Genomic DNA, 25061 nt, shown 5'->3' on the forward strand with positions numbered 1-25061 from the left:
GGCGCGTCGGGCGTCCGTCGGCGATGCCGTCCCGCGCGGCATGGGAAAAGCGCAGGTCCGCAATGGTCGGCGACGGCACCTTTCCGCGTGCGGCCGTTCAGGGGCGCCCGCTCTTCGCGATCACGGTCCGCCCGGTCGACGCCTCTCGGTCGGCGGGCGGGGCGGAAGGGGGGCGGCGGTCGGTGGGACCCGGCCCGACGGGGACCGTGCCCCCGGCTCGCGGTCTCCTCCGTCGTCAGCTCGCCGGGCCTCGCGCCCACCGGAGGAGCGGAAGGATCACTCGTGCGGGGCAACCTGCGGCTCTCCGCTCCCCAAAACCGGTCCGCACCAGCAGAGTTGCGGGGGTGCATCGAACGACGACGACCGCGACGCTGCTGGTCACCGTGGCGGTCACCGCCCTCTCCGGCTGTATGACCGTCCAGCGGCCGCCCGCCTCCGGCCCGCCGACCGCCCCGTCCGGATCCGCCGTGCCGCAGCCGGGCGGCCGTGCGGAACCGCAGATCGTGCAGGCACCGGCCCGTGAAGCCCTGGAACGCGTCGGCCCCTCGAAGGAGCCGAGGCCCGCCGCGTCACCCCGGCAGCGGGCGGCTCCCCCGCCGGCCGCCGCGCCGGTGGCGCCCGCGCGTCCCCGCCCGCATCACCCGCGCCCGGCCCCTCCTGCCGCGCCGCGCCACTCCGAGCCCCGCGCCACTGTCCCGCGTGTCTCCCCCGACGTACCGAGGAACACGGACGTGTGTGCCCTGGGAAGGACCTACGGCGGCTGGAAGGCGGACAGTCCCGAGGCGGTCATCTGTTCCGGGACCTACGGAAACTGAAGCCCGCCCGCGGCACGCCCGCGCGGCCTCACGGACGCTGCCTCGGCGGTCCCAGGGTCTCGCCCCCGGGGCCACCGAAACGGTCGGGCCTGTTCGTCCGCACCGAGCTGCCGGTGTCCTGGATGCGCAGTTCGAGGCGGCCGATCGCCGCCCGGACGCCGTCGCCGTACCGGTCGTCCGCGAGCGCGCCGGTCGCTCCGCGCGCCCGGCTCAGATGGGTGCGCGCCGCTTCGGAACGGCCGAGCTTCACATAGTCGGCCGCGAGGTTCAGATGGAGCGAGGGGTAGAACGCGCGCACGGCGAGGGACTCATGGTGCTCGGCGACCCGGCCGTCCGTCAGCTCGTCTGCGGCCGACAGGGCCCGCAGGTCCCACGCGAGTTCGTCCGCGGGGTCGTCCTGGGTGTCGGCCATGTAGTGCGCCAGGGTGCAGCGGTGCAGGGCGTCGCCGCCGTCGCCGATCTCACCCCACAGATCCAGGAAGCGGGTCCGGGCCTCTTCGCGGTCACCGGCGTGGTGCAGCATGACGGCCTGTCCGATCCTGGTCATCATGGCGTCCGGCGCCGCCTGCTCCTGTTGCTCCGCCACCGTGTCCTCCAGGCTCGTCACTGTCTCCGCCGACGCTAGCCCGAGCCGCCGACAATCGCGCTCAGGCGCCCCCGTGCACCGATGGGCCAGGACGGTGACGGTCCTGACCCAGCGGTGGTCCCCGGCGGACGACGGTCAGCCGAGGTTCGGAACGGTCCAGTCGATCGGGGCGTGGCCCTGCGCGGCCACGGCCGCGTCGATCTGCGTGAAAGGACGCGAGCCGAACCACTTCTTCGCGGACAGCGGCGAAGGGTGCGCCCCCTTCACCACCACGTGCCGCGTCTCGTCGATGAGCGGGAGTTTCTTCTGCGCGTAGTTGCCCCAGAGCACGAAGACCGCGGGGTCGGGGCGCTCGGCCACCGCGCGGATGACCGCGTCGGTGAACTTCTCCCAGCCCTTGCCCTTGTGCGAGTTGGCCTCACCGGCACGCACCGTCAGCACCGCGTTGAGCAGCAGGACGCCCTGTTCGGCCCACGGCATGAGATAGCCGTTGTCCGGAATCGGGGTGCCGAGCTCCTCCTTCATCTCCTTGTAGATGTTGCGCAGCGACGGCGGGGTCTTCACTCCCGGGCGGACCGAGAAGCACAGGCCGTGTCCCTGGCCCTCGCCGTGGTACGGGTCCTGGCCGAGGACGAGCACCTTCACCCGCTCGTACGGTGTGGCGTCGAGCGCGGCGAAGACCTCCTCCCGCGGAGGGTAGACGGGGCCGTTCGCACGCTCCTCCTCGACGAACTCGGTGAGTTCCTTGAAGTAGGGCTGCTGCAGCTCCTCGCCCAGTACGCCGCGCCAGGACTCGGGCAGCATGGCGATATCGGTCACGTCAACTTCCTCCGATGTGCGGTCACTTCCGGACCACAGAACCTACCGTCGCGCACTGACAACCGGTTCCGTGCCCCGCGCCGCTCACCGTCCGCCAGGACGTGACCGGACGGCAGGCCCTGGTGTCCGGCCGCACGCGGGTCGTCGCGGCGGCCGGTCCGGGCCCGCTACCAGCTGGTCTTTCGGTCCAGCTCCCACATCGTCATGATCGTCGACGGGTCCAGGGCCCGCTCACCGCCGGAGATCTCCCCGCTCGCGGCCACGTACTGCTTGCCCTGCCACAGGGGCAGCAGCCGTGCGTCGTCGACGAGGATCTGCTGGGCCTCCTCGAACTCCTTGACCACGGCGGCGCGGTTGCTCACGCCGCGGGAGTCGGGCAGCAGGTGCTCGGTGATGCGCGGGGCCGGGTACGGCGTTCCGAGCGCGTTCTGTTCGCCCACGAAGGGTGCGATGAAGTTCTCGGCGTCCGGGAAGTCGGGGAACCAGCCGCGCCCGAACACCGGGTACTCGCCGTCGCGGTAGCCGGCTTCGTAGGTCTTCCAGGGGCGGCCGCTGAGCGTGACCGTGAACAGGCCGGAGTTGTCGAGCTGTCGCTTGAGCTCGCGGAACTCGGGGGCGGTCTCGGAGCCGTAGCGGTCGGTCGTGTACCAGAGTTTGAGCGGGACGCGTCGGTTGATCCCGGCGTCCTGGAGCATCTTGCGGGCCTTGGACGTGCTGGGGCTGCCGTAGGCGTCGAAGTAGCCGGTGGTGTGACCGACCAGGCCGGCCGGGACCATGGAGTACAGCGGGTCGACGGTGTCGCGGTAGACCTTGTGCGCGATGGCGGGCCGGTCGACGATCTGCGCGATCGCCTTGCGGACGGCGGCCTTCCCGGCCCAGGGGTCCTTCGGGTTGAAGACCAGGTAGCTGATCTCGGTGCCCGCGCCCTCGACGAGCTGGAGGTCCTTGTCCGTGCCGCCGTCCTGCAGGTCGACGATGTCGGAGGCGGCGAGCCCGCGGTAGGTGAGGTCGATCTTCCGGTCCTTCAGGGCCCCCACCATCTGGGCCGAGTCCGGGAAGTAGCGGATGGTCACCGCGTCGTTCCGGCGCTTGGCGAAGCCCTCGTAGTGGCTGTTCCTGACGAGGACGGCCTGCTTGCCCTCCTGGTAGGACTCCAGGCTGTAGGGCCCGGAACCGAAGACCTTGTCGCCCTTGTGCAGGGAGCGGGCCGGGTACTCCTCGGGGTCGACGATCGACATCGCCGGGGTGGCCAGCACGAACGGGAAGGTGGCGTCGGGCTGGTTGAGGTGGAAGACGATCTCGCGCTCGCCGAGCACCTGGACCCGTTCGAGGCTGCCGAGCAGACCCGCGGGGCCGCCACGGACGTTGATCTTCCTGATGCGGTCGATGGAGTACTTGACCGCCCGGGCGTCCAGCGGGTCGCCATCGGAGAACGTCAGGTCCGGCCGCAGTTCACAGCGGTAGGTGCGGTTGGTTCCGTCTGTGAACGCGCACTTCTCCGCCACGTCCGGCTGGGGGCTGACCGAGCCGTTCGGGTAACCCAGCAGGGTCTGGTAGATGTTGCGGAACAGCTCCCAGGACCCGTCCCAGGAGGCGGCAGGGTCCAGCGTGCTCGGGGAGCTCGTGGTGCCCACCACGATCGGCCCCTTGTCTTCGGACGAGCCCGAGGAGAAGACGCCGCATCCGGCCACCAGGGTTATGGACGTGATCGCAGCCAGCTGTCTCAGGCATCTGTTCCGGTTGAACACGCGCACGCTCCTCGATCTGCCGTACCAAGGGTCGGCAGACCATACCGCAGCACCCCGGCGCCGGAACCGTGTTCGCGGCAGGGCACTTGATCAGCACGTTTGTGACTACGTTGTCAGGATCCTGTGAACCGTCCGAGGCTCCGCATATCGGACTCCGCGTCGCCCGACACGGGCACCCGCGTTGTCGACTGCCCACAACACAAGGGCCGGTGGTCCCCCGCGTGCGGGAGGCCACCGGCCCTGGGTCCGGGGAACGATCCCCGACGGTGTCTCAGGCGACGCCGGCGTTCAGGAACAGACCGCCGTCGACCACGAGCGTCTGACCGGTGACCCAGTCCGACTGCTGCGAGGTGAGGAACGCGGCGGCCCCGCCGATGTCGGTGGGCACGCCGAGCCGGTTGAGCGGGTAGGCCGCAGCGGCCTCCGCCTCACGGCCCTCGTACAGTGCGGCCGCAAACTTCGTCTTCACGACAGCGGGTGCGATCGCGTTGACGCGCACCTTCGGCGCGAACTCGTGCGCCAGCTGCACGGTCAGGTTGATCATCGCGGCCTTGCTGATGCCGTACGCCCCGATGAACGGCGAGGGCGCGAGGCCGGCGACGGAGGCGATGTTGACGATCGCGCCGCCGTTCTCGCTCTGCCAGGCCTTCCAGGTCTGCTGGGCGAAGCCGAGCGCGGAGACGACGTTGGTCTCGAAGACCTTGCGCGCCACGTTGAGGTCCAGCTCGGCGATCGGGCCGAACACCGGGTTCGTACCGGCGTTGTTGACCAGGTAGTCGACGCGTCCGAAGGCCTCCATGGTGCGTTCCACGGCGACGGCCTGGTGGGCCTCGTCGTGCGCCTTGCCGGCGACACCGATGACACGGTCGGCGCCGAGCGCCTCGACGGCCACCTTGAGGGCGTCCTCGTTGCGGCCGGTGATGCAGACCCGGTCACCGCGGGCGACCAGGGCCTCCGCGACGCCGTAGCCGATGCCGCGGCTCGCGCCCGTGATGAGCGCGACCTTGCCCGAGAGTTCGGGAAGAGTGGTCATGTCGGTTTCCCCCGGCCTCAGTTGAGCGGTCCGCCGGCCACGTACAGCACCTGGCCGGAGACGAATCCGGCGGCTTCGCCGGTGAAGAACGCGATGCTGTTGGCGATGTCGTCGGGGTTGCCGACGCGCTGCACGGGGATCTGCGTGGCGGCCGCGGCCTGGAAGTCGTCGAAGTCCATGCCGACGCGGGCGGCGGTGGCGGCGGTCATGTCGGTGACGATGAAGCCGGGCGCGACGGCGTTCGCGGTGACGCCGAACTTGCCGAGCTCGATGGCGAGCGTCTTGGTGAAGCCCTGCAGACCGGCCTTGGCCGTGGAGTAGTTGGCCTGGCCGCGGTTGCCCAGCGCCGACGAGGACGACAGGTTCACGATCCGGCCGAACTTGGCCTCCACCATGTACTTCTGGACGGCCTTCGCCATCAGGAAGGCACCACGCAGGTGCACGTTCATGACGGTGTCCCAGTCGGTCGCGCTCATCTTGAACAGCAGGTTGTCGCGCAGGACACCAGCGTTGTTCACCAGGATGGTCGGCGCGCCGAGCTCCTCGGCGATGCGGGCGACGGCGGCCTCGACCTGGGCCTCGTCGGAGACGTCGCAGCCGACCGCGAGGGCCTTGCCGCCGGCGGCGGTGATCTTCTCCACGGTGTCCTTGCACGCGGCCTCGTCGAGGTCGATCACCGCGACGGCGCGGCCCTCGGCGGCCAGACGTACGGCGGTCGCGGCGCCGATGCCGCGCGCGGCACCGGTGACTACGGCGACGCGCTGCTCAGTGGTGGACATTGCTGGTTCTCCTCGCCCTTGGAAAGCCGGCCCAAGCCCGGCCAAGCTGTCTCGACAACCTTGCGGCACCTTCGGAAGCCCCGAAGGACCTGCGGCTCACACGGTACGCCCGTCCAGTGAGCGACCGCTTAGTACCTTCAGCAGACGTGACGCTAGAAGCCCTGGCACCCGGTGTCAACGGCACACCGCGCGCATGTGATCCATTACCTGACCAGCAGCTGGAGCAACCGCTCGGCCTCGGCCTGCGGATCGGCGGTCAGGCCGGTGTGCACGGGGCCGGGCTGGACGACCGTCGAGCGGGGTGCGATCAGCCAGCGAAAGCGCCGCCCCGCGTCGTCCCCCGCCGCCTGACCGGCGGCCTTGCCTCCGGCGCAGACCCCTTCCACGGCACGCAGCGCGGCGCGTACGCCCGCCACGTCGGCGCCCGGGTCGAGTGCGAGCAGCTTGCCCTCGTCCAGATGGGTGCGGGCCGCCACGAAGGTCCGGGCGCGGCAGTACACCAGCACGCCCGCGTTGAAGCACTCCCCGCGTTCGACGCGCGGCACCACCCGCAGCAGCGCGTACTCGAAGACGTCCCGCTCGCTCACTTGTCCCCCTCGATGCCGTCGACGCCCTTGATCCGTCGGTGGATGTCGCCCGCCCGGGCCAGCAGCGGTCGCGCGTAGGCGCGGCGCAGCGCGTCGGGCGACTCGAAGCCGGGTTCGTCCGCCAGCCAGGCATCGGGAATCCGGGCGGTGACCTCGGCGAGGAGGTCCTCGGTGACCAGCGGGGCCAGCTCGGCGGCGGCTGCGGCGATGTCCGGGCCGAAGGGCGCGAGAGCGTGGTCGGCGATGTCGTACGGCTTGGCGGCGGAGGCCTCCGCGCCGGGCCAGTGGTGGTGCCAGATCATCGTGGCACCGTGGTCGATGAGCCACAGTTCGCCGTGCCACATCAGCAGGTTGGGGTTGCGCCAGGACCGGTCGACGTTGTTGACCAGCGCGTCGAACCAGACGATCCGGCCGGCCTCCTCCGGGCCGACCTCGAAGGCCAGCGGGTCGAAGCCGAGGGCGCGGGAGAGGAAGTCCATGCCGAGGTTCGGGCCGCCGCTCGACTTCAGCAGTTCCTGGACCTCCTGGTCCGGTTCGCCGAGGCCGAGGACCGGGTCGAGGCCGATCGTCACGAGTCCGGGCACCCGCAGTCCGAGCCGGCGCGCCAGCTCACCACAGACGACCTCCGCGACGAGCGTCTTGCGCCCCTGGCCCGCGCCGGTGAACTTCATGACGTACGTCCCGAGGTCGTCGGCCTCGACGAGTCCCGGCAGCGAGCCGCCCTCACGCAACGGCGTGATGTAGCGGGTGGCGTTGACTTCCTTGAGCATCGCCCCAGGCTACTGGGGCGTCCACGCCCGGCCGACCCAGCCCGCGGGCCTCGCCCGAACCGGTTTCCCGGACGGGGACACCGCGCCGCGGCGCCGCTCCTGTCGACTCGCTGTCGATCCGGTCAAGAAGTCCTCATGCCCTGAACAGGGCGGACGGCCCGACCGTACTTCTGATCAGAATCACCTCACGTCCGTCGAAGGGAAAGTCAGCATGACCAGCGAATCGCTTCACCCCGTGCCGGGACCGGCACGGCGCACCGTCGTGGCGGCGGTCGGCGCGGCGGGACTCGCCGTGGCGCTGACCGCGTGCGGTGCGGACGACAAAGCCTCCGACAGCGTGGGCCCCGGCGACGGCGGGAGCGGCAGCAAGAGTTCGGGCGGCACGGACAGCGGGGCCGGCGGCGGCACGGAGCTGGCGAAGACCGGTGACATCCCGGAGGGCGGCGGCAAGGTCTTCGCCGATCAGGGAGTCGTGGTGACCCAGCCGGCGGCCGGCACCTTCAAGGCCTTCTCGTCCAAGTGCACCCACCAGGGCTGTGCGGTCAAGGGCATCGCGAACGGCGTGATCACCTGCCCCTGCCACGGCAGCCAGTTCTCGGCCACCGACGGCAGTGTGAAGAAGGGGCCCGCGACCAGCGCCCTGGCCGCCGCGACCATCACCGTCGAGGGCGACTCGATCAAACTCGCGTGATCGTGCCGGGCGTCACCGCCGGGGCCCCTTGAGGCAGGCGAGCACGTCGTCGGTCGTCGTGATGGTGGCGACCAGCGCGAGGGTGTTCCGGATCATCGCGGGGGTGTACTCGGCCGGCACCCCCGCGATGGCGTCCGCCGGCACGACGACGGTGTAGCCGCGGTTCACGGCGTCGAACACGGCGTTGGGGACGGCGATGTTGGCCGAGACGCCGGTCACGACGAGCGTGCGGCAGCCCAGATTGCGCAGCAGCGGATCGACGTCGGTGCCCGCGATGGGCGACAGCCCGTGCAGCCGGCGAACGACGAAGTCCTCCTCGGCGACCTCGATGGGCGGCGCGACCCGCACCGCCGTGGTGCCGGTGAGCTGCTGCACGGGCAGGCGTTCGGCGGCACGGAAGAGCCGGGCGTTGCGGTTCGCGCCGCGACCGTCCGGGCGCCGCTCGGCGACCGCGTGCACGACCTGCACGCCGCACTCGTGGGCCGCGTCGACCAGGCGGGCGACCCGGGCCAGCACTCCGGAGGACCGTGCCTCCTTGGCTAGTTCGGGCAGCGCGCTGTCCTGCCCCACGACACCCTGTTGGCACTCGATGGTGAGCAGTACCGTGCCGGCCGGGTCGAGGAGTTCACTGAGGTGCTCGGACGACGGCATGGCTCTCCTTGTCGTCGTGGGTCGGGGCGGGCGAGCGTAACGACCATTGCGTGAGGACGGAAGACACCTCATGCTTTTCTGACGGAACGTCAGAAGACCCGATCCGCAGGGAACGGGGCCGACAGACACAGGACGAGGGGACCGCATGGCCGTCACTCAGCGCCGAGGCCGGAAGATCATGATGACTCCCGGCGAACTGGACGAGTTCCTCACCACCGAGCGCACCTGTCGCGTCGCGTCCGTGTCCAAGGACGGCGTCCCGCACGTCAGCGCGCTCTGGTTCACCTGGGACGGCACCTCCCTGTGGCTCTACTCCGTGGTGCGCAGCAAGCGCTGGGTGCAGCTGCGCAACGACCCGCGCGTCGCCGTGGTGATCGACTCCGGTGAGGAGTACGGGGAGTTGCGCGGCGTCGAGCTGTCCGGCACCGTCGAGTTCGTGGGCGAGTTCCCGCGGACCGGGGAGCTGTGCGCCGAACTCGACGTCCCGGAGACCCTGTTCGCCCGGAAGAACTTCGGTCTGGAGGAGATGCCGCACGACGGCCGGCACGCGTGGATGCGGCTGACGCCGGACGCCATCGCCTCCTGGGACTTCCGCAAGCTGCCCCCGATGTAGCCGAACCGCCCCTCCGGGCGGCTCACTCGACCGCCTCTCCCGCCCTGCGCAGGGCGTCCACCGCCGCCCTGATCGAAGGCCTGCGGTCGGCGTCGGCCCGCCAGACCACGTAGACGTGCCTGCGCACCCGCTGGCGCACCGGGACCGTCACGACCCCCTCGGGCATCGGATGGCGCCCGAGGAGCGGGGCCACGCACACGCCGAGTCCGGCGGCGACCAGCCCGAGCTGGGTGTGCGTCTCCGCGGCACGGTGCCCGACGTGCGGTTCGACGCCCTTGGAGCGCAGGGTGAACATCAGCCACTCGTGGCAGAACTCGCCCTCGTTCCAGGTGATCCACTCGTCGTCCGCGAACTCCCCGAGGTCCACCTCGTCCCGGCCCGCGAGCCGGTGTCCGGCCGGCATCGCCACATCGGCGGGGTCGTCGAGGATCGACGCCTTCACCAGGCCGTCCGGGAGCGGCATCGGCTTGTTGTACCAGTCGAGCACGACCGCCAGGTCGAGGTCGCCGCGGACCACGCCCGCGACCCCGGCCTCCGGCTCCAGCTCGCTGGAGCGCACCCGCAGTCCCGGGTGGTCGGCCCGCAGCGCGGAGAGCGCGGCCGGGAACAGCCCGCGCGCCGCGGTCGGGAACGCCGACAGTCTCAGCTCGCCCACCACCTGCCCGCGGTGCGCCTCCAGGTCCGACTGCGCCAGCTCGACCTGGGACAGGATGCGCGCTGCGTGCTCGGCGAGCAGCCGTCCCGCGTCGGTGAGGCGCACCCCCCGGCCGTTCTTGGCCAGGAGTTGCTGGCCCACCTCGCGCTCCAGCTTGGACATCTGCTGCGAGACGGCCGATGTCGTCACATGCAGGCCCTCGGCCGCCGCACTCACCGAACCGTGCCGCGCGAGGGCGTCCAGGGTGCGCAGGCGTTCCAGATTCAACATGTAAGTGATGCTACGAGATACCGCTCCGAACTTCTCGCTTGTGCTACGAGCTCGTGGTGCCTCATCGTTGGCCCCATGACCACCGTCACCACGCCCCGCACCACCTCACCGGCCGGCGTCCCGGCCCGATCCCGTACCGCCCTGGACTGGCGGATCCGGTTCGGGATCCTGTCCCTGATCTGGGGCTTCAGCTTTCTGCTGATCAAGGTCGGCACGGAGGGCTACGCGCCCTTCCAGGTCACCTTCGGCCGGCTGCTGTTCGGGACGGCGGTGCTCGTGGCCGCGATGGCGGTGAAGCGGGAGCGGCTGCCGCGCGGGGCGCGCACGTGGGGTCACCTCGCGGTCGCGGCCCTGCTGCTGAACGCGCTGCCGTTCTCCCTGTTCGCCTACTCCGAGCTGACCATCCCGTCCACGCTCGCGGGCATCTGCAACGCGACCTCGCCACTGTGGGGCATGGCCCTCTCCCTGGTCGCCCTCTCCGAGGACCGGCCCACCCGCCGCAGGGTCGCCGGACTCGGTATCGGATTCCTCGGCGTCCTGACGGTCCTCGGCGTCTGGCAGGGCTTCCACGGCCTGGACGCCACAGGCACCGCGATGGCCCTGCTCGCCTCGCTCAGCTATCCGGTCGGCTGGATCTACGTCCGCCGCACGCTGGCCGGCACCGGCTCCTCGCACCTGTCGATGACCGGCGCCCAGTTGCTGCTGGCGACCGTGCAACTCGCTTTTGTCACGCCGCTGTTCACCACGCTGCCGAGCCGGTTCCCGGTGGTTCCGCTGCTCGCGATCGTCGCTCTGGGCACGCTCGGCACCGGCCTCGCGATCTTCCTCCAGTACGGCATCGTCGCCGAGGTCGGTCCGACGACGGCCCAGATGGTCACGTATTTCATCCCGGTCATCGCCACCGCCGCCGGCGTCGCCATCCTCGGCGAGTCGCTGACCTGGTCGACCCCGGTCGGCGCGGTGATCGTCCTGGCGGGCGCGGCCCTCACCCAGGCGAAGGCGCGCCGCTGAAACGCGGGGCAGCCACCGTCCGGTGCGCGCCCGGCGCCGTCCGCGTACACGACGGCCGGCGCACGCCCCGCACGCCTCAGACGTATCGGCGTGCCGGACCGGGGTGCACGGCGGAGGCGACGGCGTCCGCGAGCGGCTCCATGTCGTCTGGCCCGAGCGTCGAGACGGTGATCCGGATGCCCGGCGGCGCGCTCATCCGGAACCGGGCGCCGGGGGCGACCGCCCATCCGGCGTGCAGCAGCCGGGCGACGGCTCCGGTCTCGTCCGGGACCGGGATCCAGACGTTCATGCCGCTGCGCCCGTACGCCGTGACGCCGCGTGCCTTCAGGGCGGAGATCAGCGCGTCGCGGCGCCGTCCGTAGGCGGCCGGCACGGCCGCCACGTCGACCGCGCCGGAGGTCCACAGATGGACCACGGCCTTCTGCAGCAGACGGCTCACCCAGCCGGGTCCGAGCCGCTGCCGTCCGTGCACGCGGTCGACGGTGACCGCGTCCCCGGTGAGCACGGCGAGCCGCAGGTCGGGGCCGTAGGCCTTCGCGGCGGAACGCACGAACGCCCAGTGGCGCGTGACCCCGGCGAGCGGATGCAGGGGCACGTCGACGATCCGGTGACCGTGGTCGTCCTCGACGAGCAGGGTCTCGGGGTACTCGGCGAGCACGGAGCGCAGGGCACGCGCGCGTGCGGCGGTCACCGCGGCGCCGGTGGGGTTCTGCGCCCGGTCGGTGACGATCAGCGCCCGCGCCCCGCCGGCCAGCGCACTCCGTACGTCGTCGGGCAGCGGGCCCTCGTCGTCGACACCGACCCCGACCGTACGCAGCCCCAGCACCGGAGCGAGGTCGAGCACACTGCCCCAGCCGGGGTCCTCGACGGCCACCGCGTCGCCGGGCTTGAGGTGCGCCGCCAGGACCCGCTCGATGGCGTCGAGCGATCCCGAGGTGACGACCAGGGGCCCCTCTGGCACTCCGTCCGCGTCGAGGTCGGCGCGGGCGATCCGCCCCAACTCCGGCTCCACGGCGTCCTCCCCGTACTGCACGGGGTGACGGTCGGTCGCCCGCCCCGCTGCCGCGAAGGCTTCGGCGAGGCCGGGCAGCAGCGCCCGGTCGGGGTTGCCGTGGGCGAGGTCCCGCACGCCCTCGGGGACCTCGACGCGGAGGTACTCCCGTCCCGTGGTGACCGGCTTCGACCGCACCCGGCTGCCCCGCCGGCCCGCGGTCTCGATCACCCCGCGTTCCCGGAGCGTGCGGTAGGCGGCCGCGACCGTATTCGGATTGACCCCGAGCCGCTCGGCCAACTCCCTCATGGGCGGGAGCAGTTGCCCCGGCTCCAGCTCTCCCGACCCCACCGCGCGCTCGACACTGGCAGCGATGTCGGCTGCGCGACGCCCCTCGATCCGATACTCTCCTAGCACAAACCAGATTATGCACTAGTGCAATGGAGAAGGCAATGCCGGAGACGAGCACCCAGCCGAGGACGACGCAGTCCGCTGCCTACACCCCGACCGACCGCACCGTCCCCACCCGCTCCAAGGAGCGCGCCGCGTACGACCACGAGCTGGTGCACGCGATACTCGACGAGGGATACGTCTGCCACCTCGGCTTCGTCCGCGACGGCGCGCCGGTCGTGCTGCCGACGTTGTACGCACGGGCCGGTGAGCGTCTCTACGTCCACGGCTCCACCGGGTCACGCCCCCTGCGGATGACCGGCCAGGCCGATCCCGGCCTCGCCGTGTGCCTCACCGTGACGCACGTGGACGGACTCGTCCTCGCCCGCTCGGCCTTCCACCACTCGATGAACTACCGCTCCGTGGTGGTGCACGGCATCGCCCACCAGGTGACGGACCCCGAGGAGAAGCGCCTGGCGCTGGACGCGCTGGTCGACCACGTCGTCGCCGGGCGCTCGGCCGACTCCCGGCCCGCCAACGCCAAGGAACTCGCGGCCACCGCCGTGATCAGCCTCGATCTGGACGAGGTCTCCGCGAAGCTGCGTACCGGCGGCCCGAACGACGACGAGGAGGACCTCGGTCTTCCGTACTGGACCGGCGTGGTTCCGCTGACCAAGGGGCACGGCACCCCGGTCCCGGCGGACGACCTGGCTCCGGGTATCGAGCTGCCGGACTACCTGACCGCCTGACGGATCACCGGTCGAGGGAGACCCGCGTTCCGCACGGCAAGTGCGGGGAACCGGGCGCGGGCCGATCGGCCCGCGCCCGCGCGGTCCTCACACCAGTGCCGCCTCCCGCTCCGCCGCCGAACGGCGCCCTGCACCCGCGGCACGCGCCTCCGCCACCGCGAGTCCTCCGACCGACCCGAGCATGAGCAGGGTGCCGGCGACGGTCGGCAGGGTCAGCCGCTCGCCGAGGAGACAGACGGCGAGCACCGCCGCGCTGACCGGTTCCAGCAGCATGATCACCGACACCGTCGCCGAGCGGACGACAGCGGCACCCGCGAAGAAGAGGGCGTACGCGAGCGCGGTGGGAACCGCGGCGATGTACGCGAGCAGGGCCAGCACCTGGACCGGGTGCGCGGTGTGCGGCGTCAGCCCCTCGGCGAGCGCGAACGGCAGCAGGCAGGCGGTGGTGACGGCGAACGCCCCCACCGTCGTGCCGGACCCGTCGGCCCGGCCGTCGCGCCCCCACCACCGGGTGAGCAGCGTCATCGCCGAGTATCCGGCCGCGGAGAGCAGGGCGAGCACGACACCCCAGGGCCTCACGGTCGCGCCCTCACCGCCCAGGACCAGCACTCCGAGCCCGGCGAGCGCCCCGACGACGGCGGCGCTCCCGCCGCGCCCGAGCCGCTCCCCCATGGCCAGCCGCGCGCCGAGCGCGATGAGCACCGGCCCAGCGCCCAGCGTGACGACGGTCGCCACCGCGAGCCCGGTCGCCTCGACGGCGGCGAAGTAGGCGGTCTGGAAGACCGCGAGACCGATCCCCGTGAGACCGATCCGCAGCGCCCTGCCGCCGAGGGGCTCCCGGACGACAGGACGGACCGGGCGGCGCCCCGGCCGCACCCGCACGGCGAGCAGCAGCGCGAGTCCGCCCGCGCAGCGCCAGAAGGAGAGCGCGATCGGCCCCATGTCGCCGGCCCGGTAGACCAGTGACGCGGCCGCGCCCGCGGTGCCCCAGGCGGCACCGGCGACGATCAGATAGAGCAGGCCTCGCCCGATGGGCAGGCCGGAAGAAGTGTTCGAGTTCGACACGTGTTCTCTCCGCAGATCCGCAGAAGTTTCGGGAAGGACCACGTCGCCGTCCCGGCCGTGGTGGCGGGGACGTACGGAAAGGTCCTCGGACTTCTTCTGCGGGCAGCGCCGTTCCGCCCGGCACGGGGCCGGGCGGTCTCCGGAACGCCCGCCTCAGGCGGCCGGAGGCGGAAGAACGAGCGTCACTGGCATGATCCGCAGCCTAGACGGCGGTTCCGTGGGCCGACAACTCCCTTTCGGCGTCGCCCGGCCCACCGGCCACCGGCCCGTCGGAGGGCTTCGCGGGCGCCGACGACTGCGCGATGAACGCGCCGAGCAGGACGACCGCTCCGCCGATGATCTGCGGAGCCGAGAGATGCTCGCCGAGCAGCACCCAGGCGAGAACGGTGGCGATCACCGCTTCGAGGCAGGCGACCACCCCCGCGACCTGCGGGGAGAGCCTGCGCACCGAGAGCACCCCGGTGACGTAGGCGACGACGGTGGCGATCAGCACGATCCAGCCGAGGAGCAGCGAGGCGAGGACGGACGTGCCGTTCATGTCCGCGCTGCCGCCGAGGACGGACCAGTCCATGCGCCAGGGGCGGGCGACGGCGGTCAGCACGACCGTTCCGACGAGCAGCCCGTACGCGATGACACCCAGCGGGGCGGGTGCCTCGTCCCCGGCGTCGCCGCCCTGGTCGGACAGGACGAAGTAGCCGACCTGGCAGCAGGCGGCACCGAGCGCGAGCAGGAGCCCGAGGAGGTCGAAGCTCAGCCCCGACCACACCTCGACCACGCAGGCGAGTCCGCCGGCGGCGAGGACGACGCCGAGTGCGGCGGCACGGGTGACGGGCCTGCGCTGCACGAACCGCACCCAGCCGAGGACGAGTGCCGGAGCGAGGTACTCCACGAGCAGGGCGACACCCACGGGGATGCGGGAGATGGCGGCGAAGTAGCAGGCCTGGACGCCGGCCACGCCGAGCAGTCCGAACCCGGCGAGCAGCGCGGGGCGCCGCTTCACCAGCGCCCGGTGCCGGACGGCCCACGGAAGCATGACCAGCGCGGCGCCCGCGACCCTCAGCCACACCACGTGGAGCGGGTCGAGCCCCGCCTCGATCAGCGGCTTGGCCGCGACACCCGATCCGCCGAAGGCGACCGCCGACACGAGCGCGAGTCCCAGGCCGACCCCCCTGCCGCGGCTGCCCTGACTCCCTTGAGACGTATGCACGGGCACATGATGGCAGGCGATGACATGACCGTCATCCCCGTTGACACCTGTCTCAACGACTGGACTCCGTCGCCGCCCCTCCCGGCAGCACCGGGACGTCGACCCCGGCATGGGCGAGGACCTCGACGGCCCTCGACCGGGGGTCGGCGACGAGCGCGGCGAGCAGGTCGAGGCCGCGGGCGCGTTCGTCCCCGCGCAGCACGGCATTCTCGTGCGCCCGCTCCATCGCGCCGGCCGCCGCCGGCGACCAGCCCGCCTCGGTCACGACCGGGACGACGCCGGAATCCTCGACGGAGCCCTGCCAGCGCAGTCCGTAGCCGATGCTGCGCTGCACGAGGTAGCCGAGGAGGCGGGCGAGCTGCGCCGCCCCGTCGAAGACGGCGCGCACCTGCTGGTCGGACTCCAGCAGCGAGTGCAGCAGATGGGCCGTGTCGATCTGCCGGTCGCCGTCCCGCAGCGCCCGTCTTCGCGCACCGGAGACCACCGAGGCCAGCTCCGCGCTGAGACCGGCATCGTTGTCAGGATGGTTCGGGCCGCTCTCGGCGGCGGACTGCTGGGGGATACGGGACGACACATCCCTTACCTCATCAGCCTCGCGGAGCCGGGGCATCCCCGGCGGGCAGCATCTTGGAGTCCGACACAGGGTGGGCATCCCTGCGCGGATTCTCCTCCCTGCGGATGACTTCGCGCCGATTTCCCCCGAGGAGCGCGCGCCGCCTTGCCCCACCTCCGCGGGCCCCTCAGACACCCGTCCGCAATTTCTGACGGTTCATCAGTATTGAATGTTGCGGGGCCTGCGGCTACGTTCCGCGACACCGGAGCTGCGCCGGGCGCAGCCCCCGACACGAAGGGGTGGCCGCATGGCCGAAGTCAGCGCGGAAGCACGCATCGAGGCGCCCGCCGGGAAGATCTGGGACCGGCTCACGGACTGGCCGGGGTACGGCGAGTGGAACGTGACGCACACGAACTTCCCGAACGGCGGGCCCGAGAAGTTCGAAGTGGGCGGCACCTTCGCGGAGAACATGAAGCTCATGGGCTTCCCGGCCGAGGTCACCTGGACGATCGAGGAACTGGAGCCCGGCCGCGTGCTGGCCATCCGCGGCAAGGGCCCGATGGCGGTGAACGTCACCACGCGCTACACACTCACCCCCGACGGCGACGCCACGTCGGTGCGCATCGACGGCGAGTTCACGGGTGCCGCGGTCTCCCTCATGGCCGGCAAGCTCAAGGACTCGGCGACGGCCGCGCTCGACGAGTCGCTGCGCAAGCTGTCCGGACTGGTGGCCTGAGTTCCGCACGGCTCCGCGTCGCGCGCGGCGGCACCCGGCACCCCGTATGCGGAAAGGCGCCCCGCGGAAACACTTCCACGGGGCGCCGGCAGGTACCACAGCATGCCGTCAGTCCTCGTCGGCGAGGATCAGGTACAGCTTCTTGCGGGCTTCGTTGATGACCTTCAGCGCCTTGTCGCGCTGATCCTTGCTGCCGGTCTTCCAGACCTGGCCGAAGGCCTCCATGAGACCGAATCCGGCCTGCCGGATCTCGTGCAGCGTCTCCCAGTCGACCCCGCGCCCGGCCTCTTCCCAGGGCGCGTCGGGTCCCTCGTCGGCCGCGCTGCGGCCGGACTCGGTGAGCGAGAACAGCTTCTTGCCGCCCTCCGCCTCACTGGTGATCAGACCCTCGTCCTCCAGCAGCTGGAGGGTCGGGTACACCGAACCCGGGCTGGGCTTCCACGCCCCGCCACTGCGCTCGGCGATCTCCTGGATCATCTCGTAGCCGTGCATGGACCGGTCCTTGAGCAGGGCGAGGATCGACGCGCGCACGTCGCCGCGCCGCGCCCTCCCCCGGGGTCCGCCCCGACCGCCACGCCCGCCCCAGGGGCCGGGACCGAAGCCCGGTCCGCCGAAGCCGGGGCCACCGGGTCCACCCGGCCCGAAGGGCCCGAAAGCCCCCCGCCGCCCCTCGAAGCCGCCCCGACCTCGATGGCCGGGCCCGCCGTGGTGTCCATGTCCGTGTTCGTGCTCGTATCCGAAGTCTTCTCCACGGGAACGCATCGCAATCACTCCATTCCATCGTTGATCGGTCGCGATGCGTCAACGATATATCGGAAGCGCTCGGAAGACAACCCCCGCTCCGAGCAGGTCCTCCGTTCTGCCGTTCGGCTCTGCCGCCCGGCATGCGGGTGAGGCCGCGTAGCCTCGCCCGCATGCCTCGCCGTTCGAAGCAGTCCCGTCGCCTCGTCGCCGACGGGCGCGCGTATCTGTGGACGATGCGCCACAGCCACCGCAGGGATCCCGACGGACGCGCGGTCGACTGCCGCCAGATCCTCACCCTGGCCCTGCAGCCGTCCGGAACAGGCGGAGTCCTGCGCGTCGTCTTCGCCGACGGGCCCGCCCGGTACGTCCCGGGCGGGGCCCCCTTGGGCTCCGGGGACGTGGGCTTCACCCGGGGAGCCGACCTGAACCTGCACGAGCCGGGCGCGGTCCGGGCCCTGCTGGATGTGGCACTGGCCCGCGGATGGCTCCCCGAGGAGCGGCGGACGGTGGAGATCGACGGCTGGCTCCTGCTGGACGCGGCGGCCGCGGCGCGGGCCGGGGAAGCCGGCCCCGAAGGCCCACAGCCCTGAGGGGACGTTCGTCGGCTGACGTCGTCGTTCCTCCGACCGGCCCGCCGCACCGCGTGCGACCGGAGTCCGGTGAGACCGGTCGGTGTCCGCGCCGACGAGACGGCGTCCAGTCCCCCGCGAGCTTCCCGGTCTCCCGCCTGCCGGGCGGGCGTTCACGGGGTGCGTTCGCGGCGGCGCCCTCCTGAGTCCAGACGCACCGGATTGGCCTTGGCCCCGCGCTTCGTACGGCCGCTAGCTTCGGACCATGCGCATTCGTATCGTCGACGCCTTCACCGACCGCCCCTTCGCCGGCAACCCGGCCGGGGTCCTTCTCCTCGACGCCTTCCCGGACGACGCCTGGCTCCAGAACGTGGCCGTGGAGGTCAACCACGCGGAAACGGCGTTCACCCACCCTCTCCCCGCCGGCGGCGAGGCCGACTGGGCGCTGCGCTGGTTCACCCCCACCACCGAGGTCGCCCTGTGCGGGCACGCGACACTGGCCGCCGCGCACGTCCTGCACACGTCGGGTGCCCATCGGGGTCCGGTGCGGTTCGCCACGCACAGCGGCGTTCTCGTCGCCACCCCCGGCGACGACGGTTCGATCGCGCTCGACTTCCCGACCGCGCCGCTCACACCGGTCGCGACCCCGGCCGGTGTCGCGGAGGCCCTCGGCGCCGAACCACTGGCCACCCTCGACACCGGCCCGAACACCGGGGACCTGCTGATCGAGTTGGCCGGCGAGAAGACGGTGCTCGGTCTCGCCCCGAACCACAGGGCGCTCGCCCGCTACTCGAAGCGCGGCATCATCGCGACCGCCCGCGCAGAAGACCCCGCCCGCGGCTACGACTTCGTGTCGCGCTGCTTCTTCCCCAACGTGGGCATCGACGAGGACCCGGTGACCGGCAGCGCGCACACCGCCCTCGCCCCGTTCTGGTCCGAGCGCCTCGGCCGGACGGCCCTCACGGGGCTGCAGGCCTCACCCCGCTCCGGTCTGGTCCGCACGGAACTGCGCGGCGAGCGCACCCTGCTCACCGGGCACGCGGTCACCGTCGTCGACGGCGAGCTGCTCGCGTAGCCGCGCCAGGGCCGCGCGCCCGGCCGGCCTCGCCACCCGTCCCGGCACACGGAAGGGGCGTACGACCCTGTCGTACGCCCCTTCGTGGTCCGCTCCCGGCGCTCATGCCGTCGGGAGCCACCCCACCTTGCCCGCGAGCAGCGCGTATCCCACGAAGGCGCCGATGTCGAGCAGCGAGTGCGCCACCACCAGCGGTCCGACCCGGCCCCAACGCCGGTACAGGTAGACGAAGACGATGCCCATCGCCATGTTGCCGACGAACCCGCCGATGCCCTGGTAGAGGTGGTACGAGCCCCGCAGCACCGCGCTCGCCACCAGGGCGGTCCCCGGCGTCCAGCCCAACTGCCCGAGCCTGCGCAGCAGGTACCCGACGACGATGACCTCCTCCAGTACGGCGTTCTGCACCGCCGAGAGGATCAGTACCGGGTACTTCCACCAGACGTCGGGCAGCGCCTCGGGCACCACCGTGAGGTTGGCGCCGAACGCGCGTGCCGCGAGATAGAAGGCGATCCCCGTACTGCCGATCACCGCCGCGACCACGGCACCCCGCCCGAGGTCCGGCCACGGTCGCGTGCGGTCGAACCCGATCACGCGCATGCCCTTGCCCTCGCGCATCAGCAAGTGCGCGACGAGCGCGACCGGCACCAGAGCGGACGCGATACCGAAGAGCTGCCAGGCCAGATCGAGCCACGGACGCCCCGGCGCGGCCGAGGCGTTGAGCGTGGCCGCCTGATCCTTCAAGCCCCCTGGTTTGGTGACCGATCCGACAAAGCTGATCAGGGCGGACACTCCGCTCGCACCGAGCGACAGCGCCAGGACGAGCAGCGTCTCATCCCGGAAAATCCGTCGTGTCAGCCGCTCTTCGGGAAAAGAATCGGCCACCGACCCCGCCTCCACCTGCACTCCCGCCTCCAGTTGAGTAATCCCGCCTCATCCCCATCTTCGCCCCGCTAGGGTCTCGAAAGAAGTTGCGAAGATCGTGCGCGACAGGCCGTTGGGGGACACGGGCGCCGTACGGGGTGTACTTCCCCCTTTGCCTGTTTACGGCTGTCCCACGGCTCAGGCTCACCTCGGAGGGACAACACCGTCATGGGACGTCACAGCTTGCCCGACGAGCGCCGGGCGGGCGTCGCCGACCCCCGGATCCGCGCGCGGCGCCGCACGGTGGCCGTCGCGACCGTGCTCGTCCTCACCGTCGCCGGCGGCACGGCCGTCGCGGTCCGCGGCGGGCTGTTCTCCTTCGGCGGTTCCTGCGAGGACGACGCCGTGCACTTCACGGTGGCCGCGTCGCCGGACATCACGCCCGCTCTCACGGCCACCGCCGCGTACGCGCGCGAGAAGAACATCACCTCGGACGGCCGCTGCCTCGCCGTCCGGGTGATCGCTCGCGAGTCCTACAAGGTCACCGACACGCTCCGGACCGGCAAGCCGACCGACATGCAGGTGTGGGTGCCCGACTCCGGGGTGTGGGTGGAGCGTGTCACCGGGGCCACGACCGCCACCCAGGTCACCGGTGCCGGCAACATCGCCTCCACACCGGTCGGCGTCGCCATGGTCCCGGCGGCCGCGAAGACCCTCGGCTGGCCCAAGAAGACCTACGCGTGGACCGAACTGGTCGGCGCGACGATGCAGGACGACAAGCTCAAGCTGGGCGCGGCCGACCCGACGCGCAGCTCGACGGGTCTGCTCGCCCTCACCCGGATCAGCGCGGCCGCGTCAAGGATCAAGGGCGGCGACACCCAGGCCGCCGCCATGGCCAAGGCCCTCTCTCAGCGCACCTCGGACAGCGACACCCAGGTCCTCGACACCCTGCCCCGCGACGACTCCGGCACCGAACAGGGCAACCCGAAGCGCAACCAGGCGCTGATCCTCTCCGAGCAGGCGGCGTTCGCGCACAACGCCTCGGACGAAGCCGGACAGGACCTCGACCTGTTCTACCCGAAGGACGGAGCGCCCCTGCTCGACTACCCCTACACCCTGGTCGACGAGGCCGGGCTGAGCACCGACGAGAGCCGGGCCGCGCTGCGGTTCATGACCCTGCTGGGAGAACCCGGCCCGCAGAAGATCCTGCGGAAGTACGGCTTCCGCACGGACGCGCAGAACCCGTCCAGGTCCCTGGTCACCGCGGCCGGCGGCAGCTCGCCGCAGCCCTACACCCGGACCGCCACGGAACCCGAGTCGCCCACCGCGGTCAAGGAAGCCCTCGGAATGTGGACGATCACCGTGCAGAGCGCCCGGATCACCACGGTCGTCGACGCCTCCGCGTCCATGAGCGAACCGGTGGCCGGGACAGGCCAGTCCCGCATGGACGTCAGCAAGTCGTCCCTGCTCCAGGCCCTCGCCACCTTCACCCCCGAGGACGAGATCGGGCTGTGGAAGTTCTCCACGAAGCTCGACGGCGACAAGGACTACCGCGTGCTCGTGCCGACCGCCCGGCTCGGCGACGCGAAGGGCGCCGGAACCCAGCGGGAGAAGCTGTCGGCGGCCTTCAGCTCCCTGGAGCCGGTTCCCGGCGGGGCCACCGGTCTCTACGACACGACGCTCGCCGCGTACAAGGCGGCTGTCGCGTCCTACGCGAAGGGCAAGTTCAACGCGCTGGTCGTGCTGACCGACGGCGCCAACCAGGATCCGGGCAGCATCTCCCGCTCCGGTCTCATCGCCCAGTTGCAGAAGCTGACCGACCCGGAGCACCCGGTGCCGCTGATCGCGATCGCGGTGGGCCCGGACGCCGACAAGGAGGAGGTCGACCAGATCGCCAAGGCGACCGGCGGATCCGGTCAGCAGGTCAACGACCCGGCGCAGATCCACGCGGTGATGCTCAAGGCGATCGTCGCGGCGGGCTCCGGCACCACGGGCTGACGCTCCGGCATCACGGTTGCCCCGGCCCCGCGGTCCGGGCGGAGGGCCGGTGCCCCCGTCCGGCCGCGCCGGGCCGCCGCCCGCGTCGCCTCACACCAGCGGAGCCGGCTCCGGCAGCCCCACCGGCCAGGTGTGCACCGGGTCCCCAAGGTGCATGAGTTCGCCGTAGCGCCTGGTCGTCGCGGCGAGCGCGGCGTCCCGTCCGAGTCCCTTCTCCAGCGCCCGGTGGAAGGTGGCGGCCTGCCAGGTCGCGCCGTTCGTGCGCAGTCGGCACCGGTCCTCGATCACGCCCAGGTACAGGTCCCGGTCGGCGGGTTCGATGCCCCAGGCGTCCAGTCCGGCGGCGGCGAGCGGAAGCAGCTCGTCGCGGATCAGGTTCGCCGCGTCCACCTGGGTGGTGCCGCTGTGGCGTCCCCGGCGTGGCCACTCGAGCCGCGCCTCGATGCCGTGCTTGCAGGCCGCGTCGAAGTTGGCGGCGGCGGCCTCGAAGGGCAGCCGCGTCCACACGGGCCGGGACTCCTCGGCCAGCGCGCGTACCAGCCCGTAGTAGAAGGCGGCGTTCGCGACGACGTCGGTGACGGTCGGACCGGCGGGCAGCACCCGGTTCTCGACCCGCAGATGCGGAACGCCGTCGGCGATGTCGTACACGGGCCGGTTCCACCGGTACACGGTGCCGTTGTGCAGCACGAGTTCGGCGAGCTTGGGCACACCGCCGGCGTTCAGGACCTCCAGCGGGTCCTCCTCGTCGCAGATGGGCAGCAGCGGCGGGAAGAACCGCAGGTTCTCCTCGAACAGGTCGTAGGCCGAGGTGACCCAGCGTTCACCGAACCACGTGCGGGGCCTCACCCCCTGCTCCTTCAGTTCTGGCGGGCGGGTGTCGGTGGACTGCTGGAAGAGAGGGGGCCGCGACTCCCGCCACAGTTCGTGCCCGAACAGGAAGGGCGAGTTGGCGCCGACGGCGACCTGCGGCGCGGCGACCGCCTGCGCGGCGTTCCACACGTCGGCGAAGCGGCCCGGGGTGACCTGCAGGTGCAACTGCACGGAGGTGCAGGCGGCTTCGGGCACGATGGATCCCGACCGGCAGACCAGGCGTTCCACCCCGTCGATGTCGAGCACGAAGTCCTCACCGCGCGCGGCGACGATCTGGTCGTTGAGCAGGGCGTACCGGTCGACGTCCGACAGGTTCGCGGAGACCAGGTCGTCCTGTCCGAGGGTCGGCAGGATGCCGATCATGACGATTCCCGCATCGACCTCGCTCGCCTTTCGATGGGCGTACGCGAGTGAGGTGCGCAACTCCTCGGCGAGCCGGTCGAATACCCGGCCGCCCAAGCGGTGTGGGGCTATGTTGACTTCCAGGTTGAACATGGCGAGTTCTGTCTGGAAATCCTTGCTCGCAATCCGCTCCAGTACTTCCGCATTCATCATGCGCGGCATGCCGTCGGGTCCCGCGAGATTCAATTCGATCTCCAGGCCCATCAGGTTCTGCGGCCGATCGAACCTCTTCTCCTCCAACAGCCTCTCCAGCACCGTCAGACACTGCCGGAGCTTGTCGCGGTGGCGCTGTCGGTCGCTCAGGTCGAACGGCCCTGCAACGACCTTCTCCCCCATCGCGATGTCCTTCCTCGACTGGGCAGGCCGACGATCCGGCGGCCTTGGCGTCCCGGGTACGGAAGATGATGCCCCGGCAACGCGATCCATAACGTCCCGCGCGCGCCCATCGGCCGCTACGCTGGGATCCGTTTCCCCGGGCACATTCACGAGGCATGCGGCAATAAGCAAGTTTACCGTCGGCATGATCTCGTGAAAAACGCCGACGAGTATCGGCCGACCGCTCCGGTGAAATATTCCGAGGTCACCGCGGTGCGGCCACACAGAACCGGGATGAAGCGCGCGTTTTCGCGACCGAATAGTGCCTTGTTCTTCATATTCGGTACGACTAGCCGAAACACTGTATGAACACGTGTCGTATAAACTCCGCTACCGAGGCAGAGAGTTTGCGCTCGCGGTCCTAGGTCCTGTCGTCACGGTGATGACGACAGGCGGCATTCCTGTCGGCGGATCCAGAACCCACGCCCCTCTGACCCGAGAGCTGACAGCGCCGTCCGCCCCCTCCCTCGCGCCACTGTGCCTGTCGAACGAGAGGCGACCCACCATGCCGCTGCACGTACCTCCGGCTCCCGCGCCCGCCCTGCGCACCGTCCTCACGGCACTCGGTTCTCCCACCGCCGTCCGCGAAGCCCGCACCCCCTCCCTGCGCCTGGCACAGGGACCGATCACGCCCGAACTCCCGCTGCCGGTCCATGTCCTGGACCGCATCACGCCCGCGGGCGCGTCGGCCACCCGGCTCGCCGGCTGGCGCTTCCTGCTCCGCAGCGGGGACCGCGCGGTGGCCGCCGCCGACACCATGCTCACGCCGGACGGCTGGGCCTTCTCGCGCTTCTTCGAGGGGCCCTACATCGCCGCCACGGAACACGCCCTGGGGCAGGCCGAGGCCATGCACCAGCCCTACCAGGCACGCCTGTTGTCCGTACCCGAGCTGTACATGCTCACCCTCTGGCTGCACGGCGACATCACGGCCGACGGCGCCGACGGCCATCCGGCCGCCACCGACCTCCTCGTCCCGCTGGCCCCCGCCCCGCCCGGCATCGCCGCCCACCGTCCGCACCGCGTCGCCGAACTCCTCCCGGTGCTCACCCACCGGGTCACCCCCGTCACTCCCGGCCCGCTGCTCGGCTCACCCGCCTGACCTGACGACCACCGTGCCCCGCGGCCGACGGCCGGCCGCGGGGCACAGCGCTGTCACGGCCCCGGACCGCGGATCCGCTCATCGGGGCTCCGCAACGCTCGTACGAGGGACGACGCGCTCCGGACCCGAGCGGACTAGCCCTATTCGGTCACCTCGAACCACCCGAAGAGGTAGTGCAGTTGGGATGAACCGTCCGCACGGGTGATGCGTCATCAACCTGTGAGAAGCGGTGCCGTCAAATCCCTGCGGATCGACGCCCGTGGGGCAACACTGGGTTCCAGACCACACATCAACGGGGGGCGGCCATGAGTACATCGAGCCGCGGGACAGACACCACATCCATCACTGA

Annotated in this window: 26 protein-coding genes; 10 read left to right on the forward strand and 16 right to left on the reverse strand. The window is 71.4% G+C overall.

What is annotated here, in order from left to right; genetic code table 11:
* The first annotated feature begins 344 nt into the window (after nucleotides 1–344).
* On the forward strand, nucleotides 345–815 hold the full coding sequence (locus tag ACIRQH_RS18265; RefSeq protein ID WP_358819179.1) for a hypothetical protein: 471 nt from the start codon (nucleotides 345–347) through the stop codon (nucleotides 813–815).
* Nucleotides 816–843: 28 nt separating this feature from the next.
* Here the strand turns inward: ACIRQH_RS18265 and ACIRQH_RS18270 are convergent, their stop codons facing one another.
* The 7 genes from ACIRQH_RS18270 to ACIRQH_RS18300 all read right to left on the reverse strand — a co-directional run bounded on the left by ACIRQH_RS18270 (nucleotide 844) and on the right by ACIRQH_RS18300 (nucleotide 7137).
* Nucleotides 844–1401 carry a hypothetical protein gene (locus ACIRQH_RS18270; RefSeq protein ID WP_358819180.1) on the reverse strand — a complete coding sequence of 186 codons (558 nt, stop codon included), beginning with the start codon at nucleotides 1399–1401 and terminating at the stop codon, nucleotides 844–846.
* Nucleotides 1402–1536: 135 nt separating this feature from the next.
* Nucleotides 1537–2220 carry a uracil-DNA glycosylase gene (gene ung / locus ACIRQH_RS18275; protein ID WP_388874162.1) on the reverse strand — a complete coding sequence of 228 codons (684 nt, stop codon included), beginning with the start codon at nucleotides 2218–2220 and terminating at the stop codon, nucleotides 1537–1539.
* A 167-nt stretch (nucleotides 2221–2387) separates the two neighbouring features.
* Nucleotides 2388–3968 (reverse strand): ABC transporter substrate-binding protein, encoded by a 1581-nt coding sequence (locus ACIRQH_RS18280; RefSeq protein WP_388874165.1) that lies wholly within the window; start codon nucleotides 3966–3968, stop codon nucleotides 2388–2390.
* A 271-nt stretch (nucleotides 3969–4239) separates the two neighbouring features.
* Complete coding sequence (locus ACIRQH_RS18285; RefSeq protein ID WP_404226566.1) at nucleotides 4240–5001, reverse strand: SDR family oxidoreductase; 762 nt, start codon at nucleotides 4999–5001, stop codon at nucleotides 4240–4242.
* 17 nt (nucleotides 5002–5018) lie between these two features.
* A complete protein-coding gene (gene fabG / locus ACIRQH_RS18290) occupies nucleotides 5019–5780 on the reverse strand; it encodes a 3-oxoacyl-ACP reductase FabG (protein WP_081223210.1) in 762 nt (253 codons plus the stop codon).
* A gap of 203 nt (nucleotides 5781–5983) precedes the next feature.
* Complete coding sequence (locus tag ACIRQH_RS18295; RefSeq protein ID WP_404226567.1) at nucleotides 5984–6367, reverse strand: DUF3037 domain-containing protein; 384 nt, start codon at nucleotides 6365–6367, stop codon at nucleotides 5984–5986.
* Nucleotides 6364–7137, reverse strand: a complete 774-nt coding sequence (locus ACIRQH_RS18300) for a HipA family kinase (protein ID WP_358819185.1) — start codon at nucleotides 7135–7137, stop codon at nucleotides 6364–6366. The genes ACIRQH_RS18295 and ACIRQH_RS18300 overlap by 4 nt, the downstream gene beginning before the upstream one ends.
* Nucleotides 7138–7348: 211 nt before the next feature.
* Here ACIRQH_RS18300 and ACIRQH_RS18305 point away from each other — a divergent pair, with 211 nt between their 5' ends.
* Nucleotides 7349–7828, forward strand: a complete 480-nt coding sequence (locus ACIRQH_RS18305) for a Rieske (2Fe-2S) protein (protein WP_358819186.1) — start codon at nucleotides 7349–7351, stop codon at nucleotides 7826–7828.
* A gap of 12 nt (nucleotides 7829–7840) precedes the next feature.
* Here the strand turns inward: ACIRQH_RS18305 and ACIRQH_RS18310 are convergent, their stop codons facing one another.
* A complete protein-coding gene (locus tag ACIRQH_RS18310; RefSeq protein WP_358819187.1) occupies nucleotides 7841–8479 on the reverse strand; it encodes a cysteine hydrolase in 639 nt (212 codons plus the stop codon).
* Between the two features lie 145 nt (nucleotides 8480–8624).
* Between ACIRQH_RS18310 and ACIRQH_RS18315 the strand changes: the two genes are divergently transcribed.
* Nucleotides 8625–9092 (forward strand): pyridoxamine 5'-phosphate oxidase family protein, encoded by a 468-nt coding sequence (locus ACIRQH_RS18315; protein ID WP_358819188.1) that lies wholly within the window; start codon nucleotides 8625–8627, stop codon nucleotides 9090–9092.
* A gap of 22 nt (nucleotides 9093–9114) precedes the next feature.
* Here ACIRQH_RS18315 and ACIRQH_RS18320 read toward each other — a convergent pair whose 3' ends face one another.
* Entirely contained in the window at nucleotides 9115–10017 is a 903-nt protein-coding gene (locus ACIRQH_RS18320; protein ID WP_358819189.1) for a LysR family transcriptional regulator, read from the reverse strand.
* 75 nt (nucleotides 10018–10092) lie between these two features.
* Here ACIRQH_RS18320 and ACIRQH_RS18325 point away from each other — a divergent pair, with 75 nt between their 5' ends.
* Nucleotides 10093–11028 (forward strand): DMT family transporter, encoded by a 936-nt coding sequence (locus ACIRQH_RS18325; protein ID WP_388874172.1) that lies wholly within the window; start codon nucleotides 10093–10095, stop codon nucleotides 11026–11028.
* Between the two features lie 76 nt (nucleotides 11029–11104).
* Here the strand turns inward: ACIRQH_RS18325 and ACIRQH_RS18330 are convergent, their stop codons facing one another.
* Entirely contained in the window at nucleotides 11105–12436 is a 1332-nt protein-coding gene (locus ACIRQH_RS18330; RefSeq protein ID WP_404226569.1) for an aminotransferase class I/II-fold pyridoxal phosphate-dependent enzyme, read from the reverse strand.
* 35 nt (nucleotides 12437–12471) lie between these two features.
* Here ACIRQH_RS18330 and ACIRQH_RS18335 point away from each other — a divergent pair, with 35 nt between their 5' ends.
* On the forward strand, nucleotides 12472–13158 hold the full coding sequence (locus tag ACIRQH_RS18335) for a pyridoxamine 5'-phosphate oxidase family protein (protein WP_358819192.1): 687 nt from the start codon (nucleotides 12472–12474) through the stop codon (nucleotides 13156–13158).
* Nucleotides 13159–13245: 87 nt separating this feature from the next.
* On the opposite strand, the gene ACIRQH_RS18340 is transcribed toward ACIRQH_RS18335, so the two are convergent.
* The 3 genes from ACIRQH_RS18340 to ACIRQH_RS18350 all read right to left on the reverse strand — a co-directional run bounded on the left by ACIRQH_RS18340 (nucleotide 13246) and on the right by ACIRQH_RS18350 (nucleotide 16004).
* Entirely contained in the window at nucleotides 13246–14223 is a 978-nt protein-coding gene (locus ACIRQH_RS18340) for an EamA family transporter (RefSeq protein ID WP_358819193.1), read from the reverse strand.
* 202 nt (nucleotides 14224–14425) lie between these two features.
* Nucleotides 14426–15436: an EamA family transporter gene (locus ACIRQH_RS18345; protein ID WP_358819194.1), complete on the reverse strand. Its 1011-nt coding sequence runs from the start codon at nucleotides 15434–15436 to the stop codon at nucleotides 14426–14428.
* A gap of 46 nt (nucleotides 15437–15482) precedes the next feature.
* Nucleotides 15483–16004: a Clp protease N-terminal domain-containing protein gene (locus ACIRQH_RS18350; protein WP_358819195.1), complete on the reverse strand. Its 522-nt coding sequence runs from the start codon at nucleotides 16002–16004 to the stop codon at nucleotides 15483–15485.
* Between the two features lie 286 nt (nucleotides 16005–16290).
* Here ACIRQH_RS18350 and ACIRQH_RS18355 point away from each other — a divergent pair, with 286 nt between their 5' ends.
* Nucleotides 16291–16719 (forward strand): SRPBCC family protein, encoded by a 429-nt coding sequence (locus ACIRQH_RS18355; protein ID WP_358819196.1) that lies wholly within the window; start codon nucleotides 16291–16293, stop codon nucleotides 16717–16719.
* Nucleotides 16720–16827: 108 nt separating this feature from the next.
* On the opposite strand, the gene ACIRQH_RS18360 is transcribed toward ACIRQH_RS18355, so the two are convergent.
* A complete protein-coding gene (locus ACIRQH_RS18360; protein ID WP_358819197.1) occupies nucleotides 16828–17481 on the reverse strand; it encodes a PadR family transcriptional regulator in 654 nt (217 codons plus the stop codon).
* Nucleotides 17482–17633: 152 nt separating this feature from the next.
* On the opposite strand from ACIRQH_RS18360, the gene ACIRQH_RS18365 reads away from it, so the two are divergent.
* Nucleotides 17634–18053: a hypothetical protein gene (locus tag ACIRQH_RS18365; RefSeq protein WP_404226571.1), complete on the forward strand. Its 420-nt coding sequence runs from the start codon at nucleotides 17634–17636 to the stop codon at nucleotides 18051–18053.
* A gap of 244 nt (nucleotides 18054–18297) precedes the next feature.
* Nucleotides 18298–19107, forward strand: coding sequence for a PhzF family phenazine biosynthesis protein (locus ACIRQH_RS18370; RefSeq protein WP_404226573.1), 810 nt, complete (start codon nucleotides 18298–18300; stop codon nucleotides 19105–19107).
* A gap of 102 nt (nucleotides 19108–19209) precedes the next feature.
* Here ACIRQH_RS18370 and ACIRQH_RS18375 read toward each other — a convergent pair whose 3' ends face one another.
* Nucleotides 19210–20010: a type II CAAX endopeptidase family protein gene (locus ACIRQH_RS18375; protein ID WP_358819200.1), complete on the reverse strand. Its 801-nt coding sequence runs from the start codon at nucleotides 20008–20010 to the stop codon at nucleotides 19210–19212.
* A 186-nt stretch (nucleotides 20011–20196) separates the two neighbouring features.
* On the opposite strand from ACIRQH_RS18375, the gene ACIRQH_RS18380 reads away from it, so the two are divergent.
* Nucleotides 20197–21966, forward strand: a complete 1770-nt coding sequence (locus ACIRQH_RS18380) for a substrate-binding and VWA domain-containing protein (RefSeq protein WP_404226575.1) — start codon at nucleotides 20197–20199, stop codon at nucleotides 21964–21966.
* 90 nt (nucleotides 21967–22056) lie between these two features.
* On the opposite strand, the gene ACIRQH_RS18385 is transcribed toward ACIRQH_RS18380, so the two are convergent.
* Nucleotides 22057–23574 carry a glutamate-cysteine ligase family protein gene (locus ACIRQH_RS18385; protein ID WP_358819202.1) on the reverse strand — a complete coding sequence of 506 codons (1518 nt, stop codon included), beginning with the start codon at nucleotides 23572–23574 and terminating at the stop codon, nucleotides 22057–22059.
* Nucleotides 23575–24118: 544 nt separating this feature from the next.
* Between ACIRQH_RS18385 and ACIRQH_RS18390 the strand changes: the two genes are divergently transcribed.
* Nucleotides 24119–24712 (forward strand): hypothetical protein, encoded by a 594-nt coding sequence (locus ACIRQH_RS18390; RefSeq protein WP_358819203.1) that lies wholly within the window; start codon nucleotides 24119–24121, stop codon nucleotides 24710–24712.
* Nucleotides 24713–25061 lie beyond the last annotated feature (349 nt).

Source organism: Streptomyces sp. NPDC102279, from assembly GCF_044766365.1.
Taxonomy (GTDB): Bacteria; Actinomycetota; Actinomycetes; order Streptomycetales; family Streptomycetaceae; genus Streptomyces.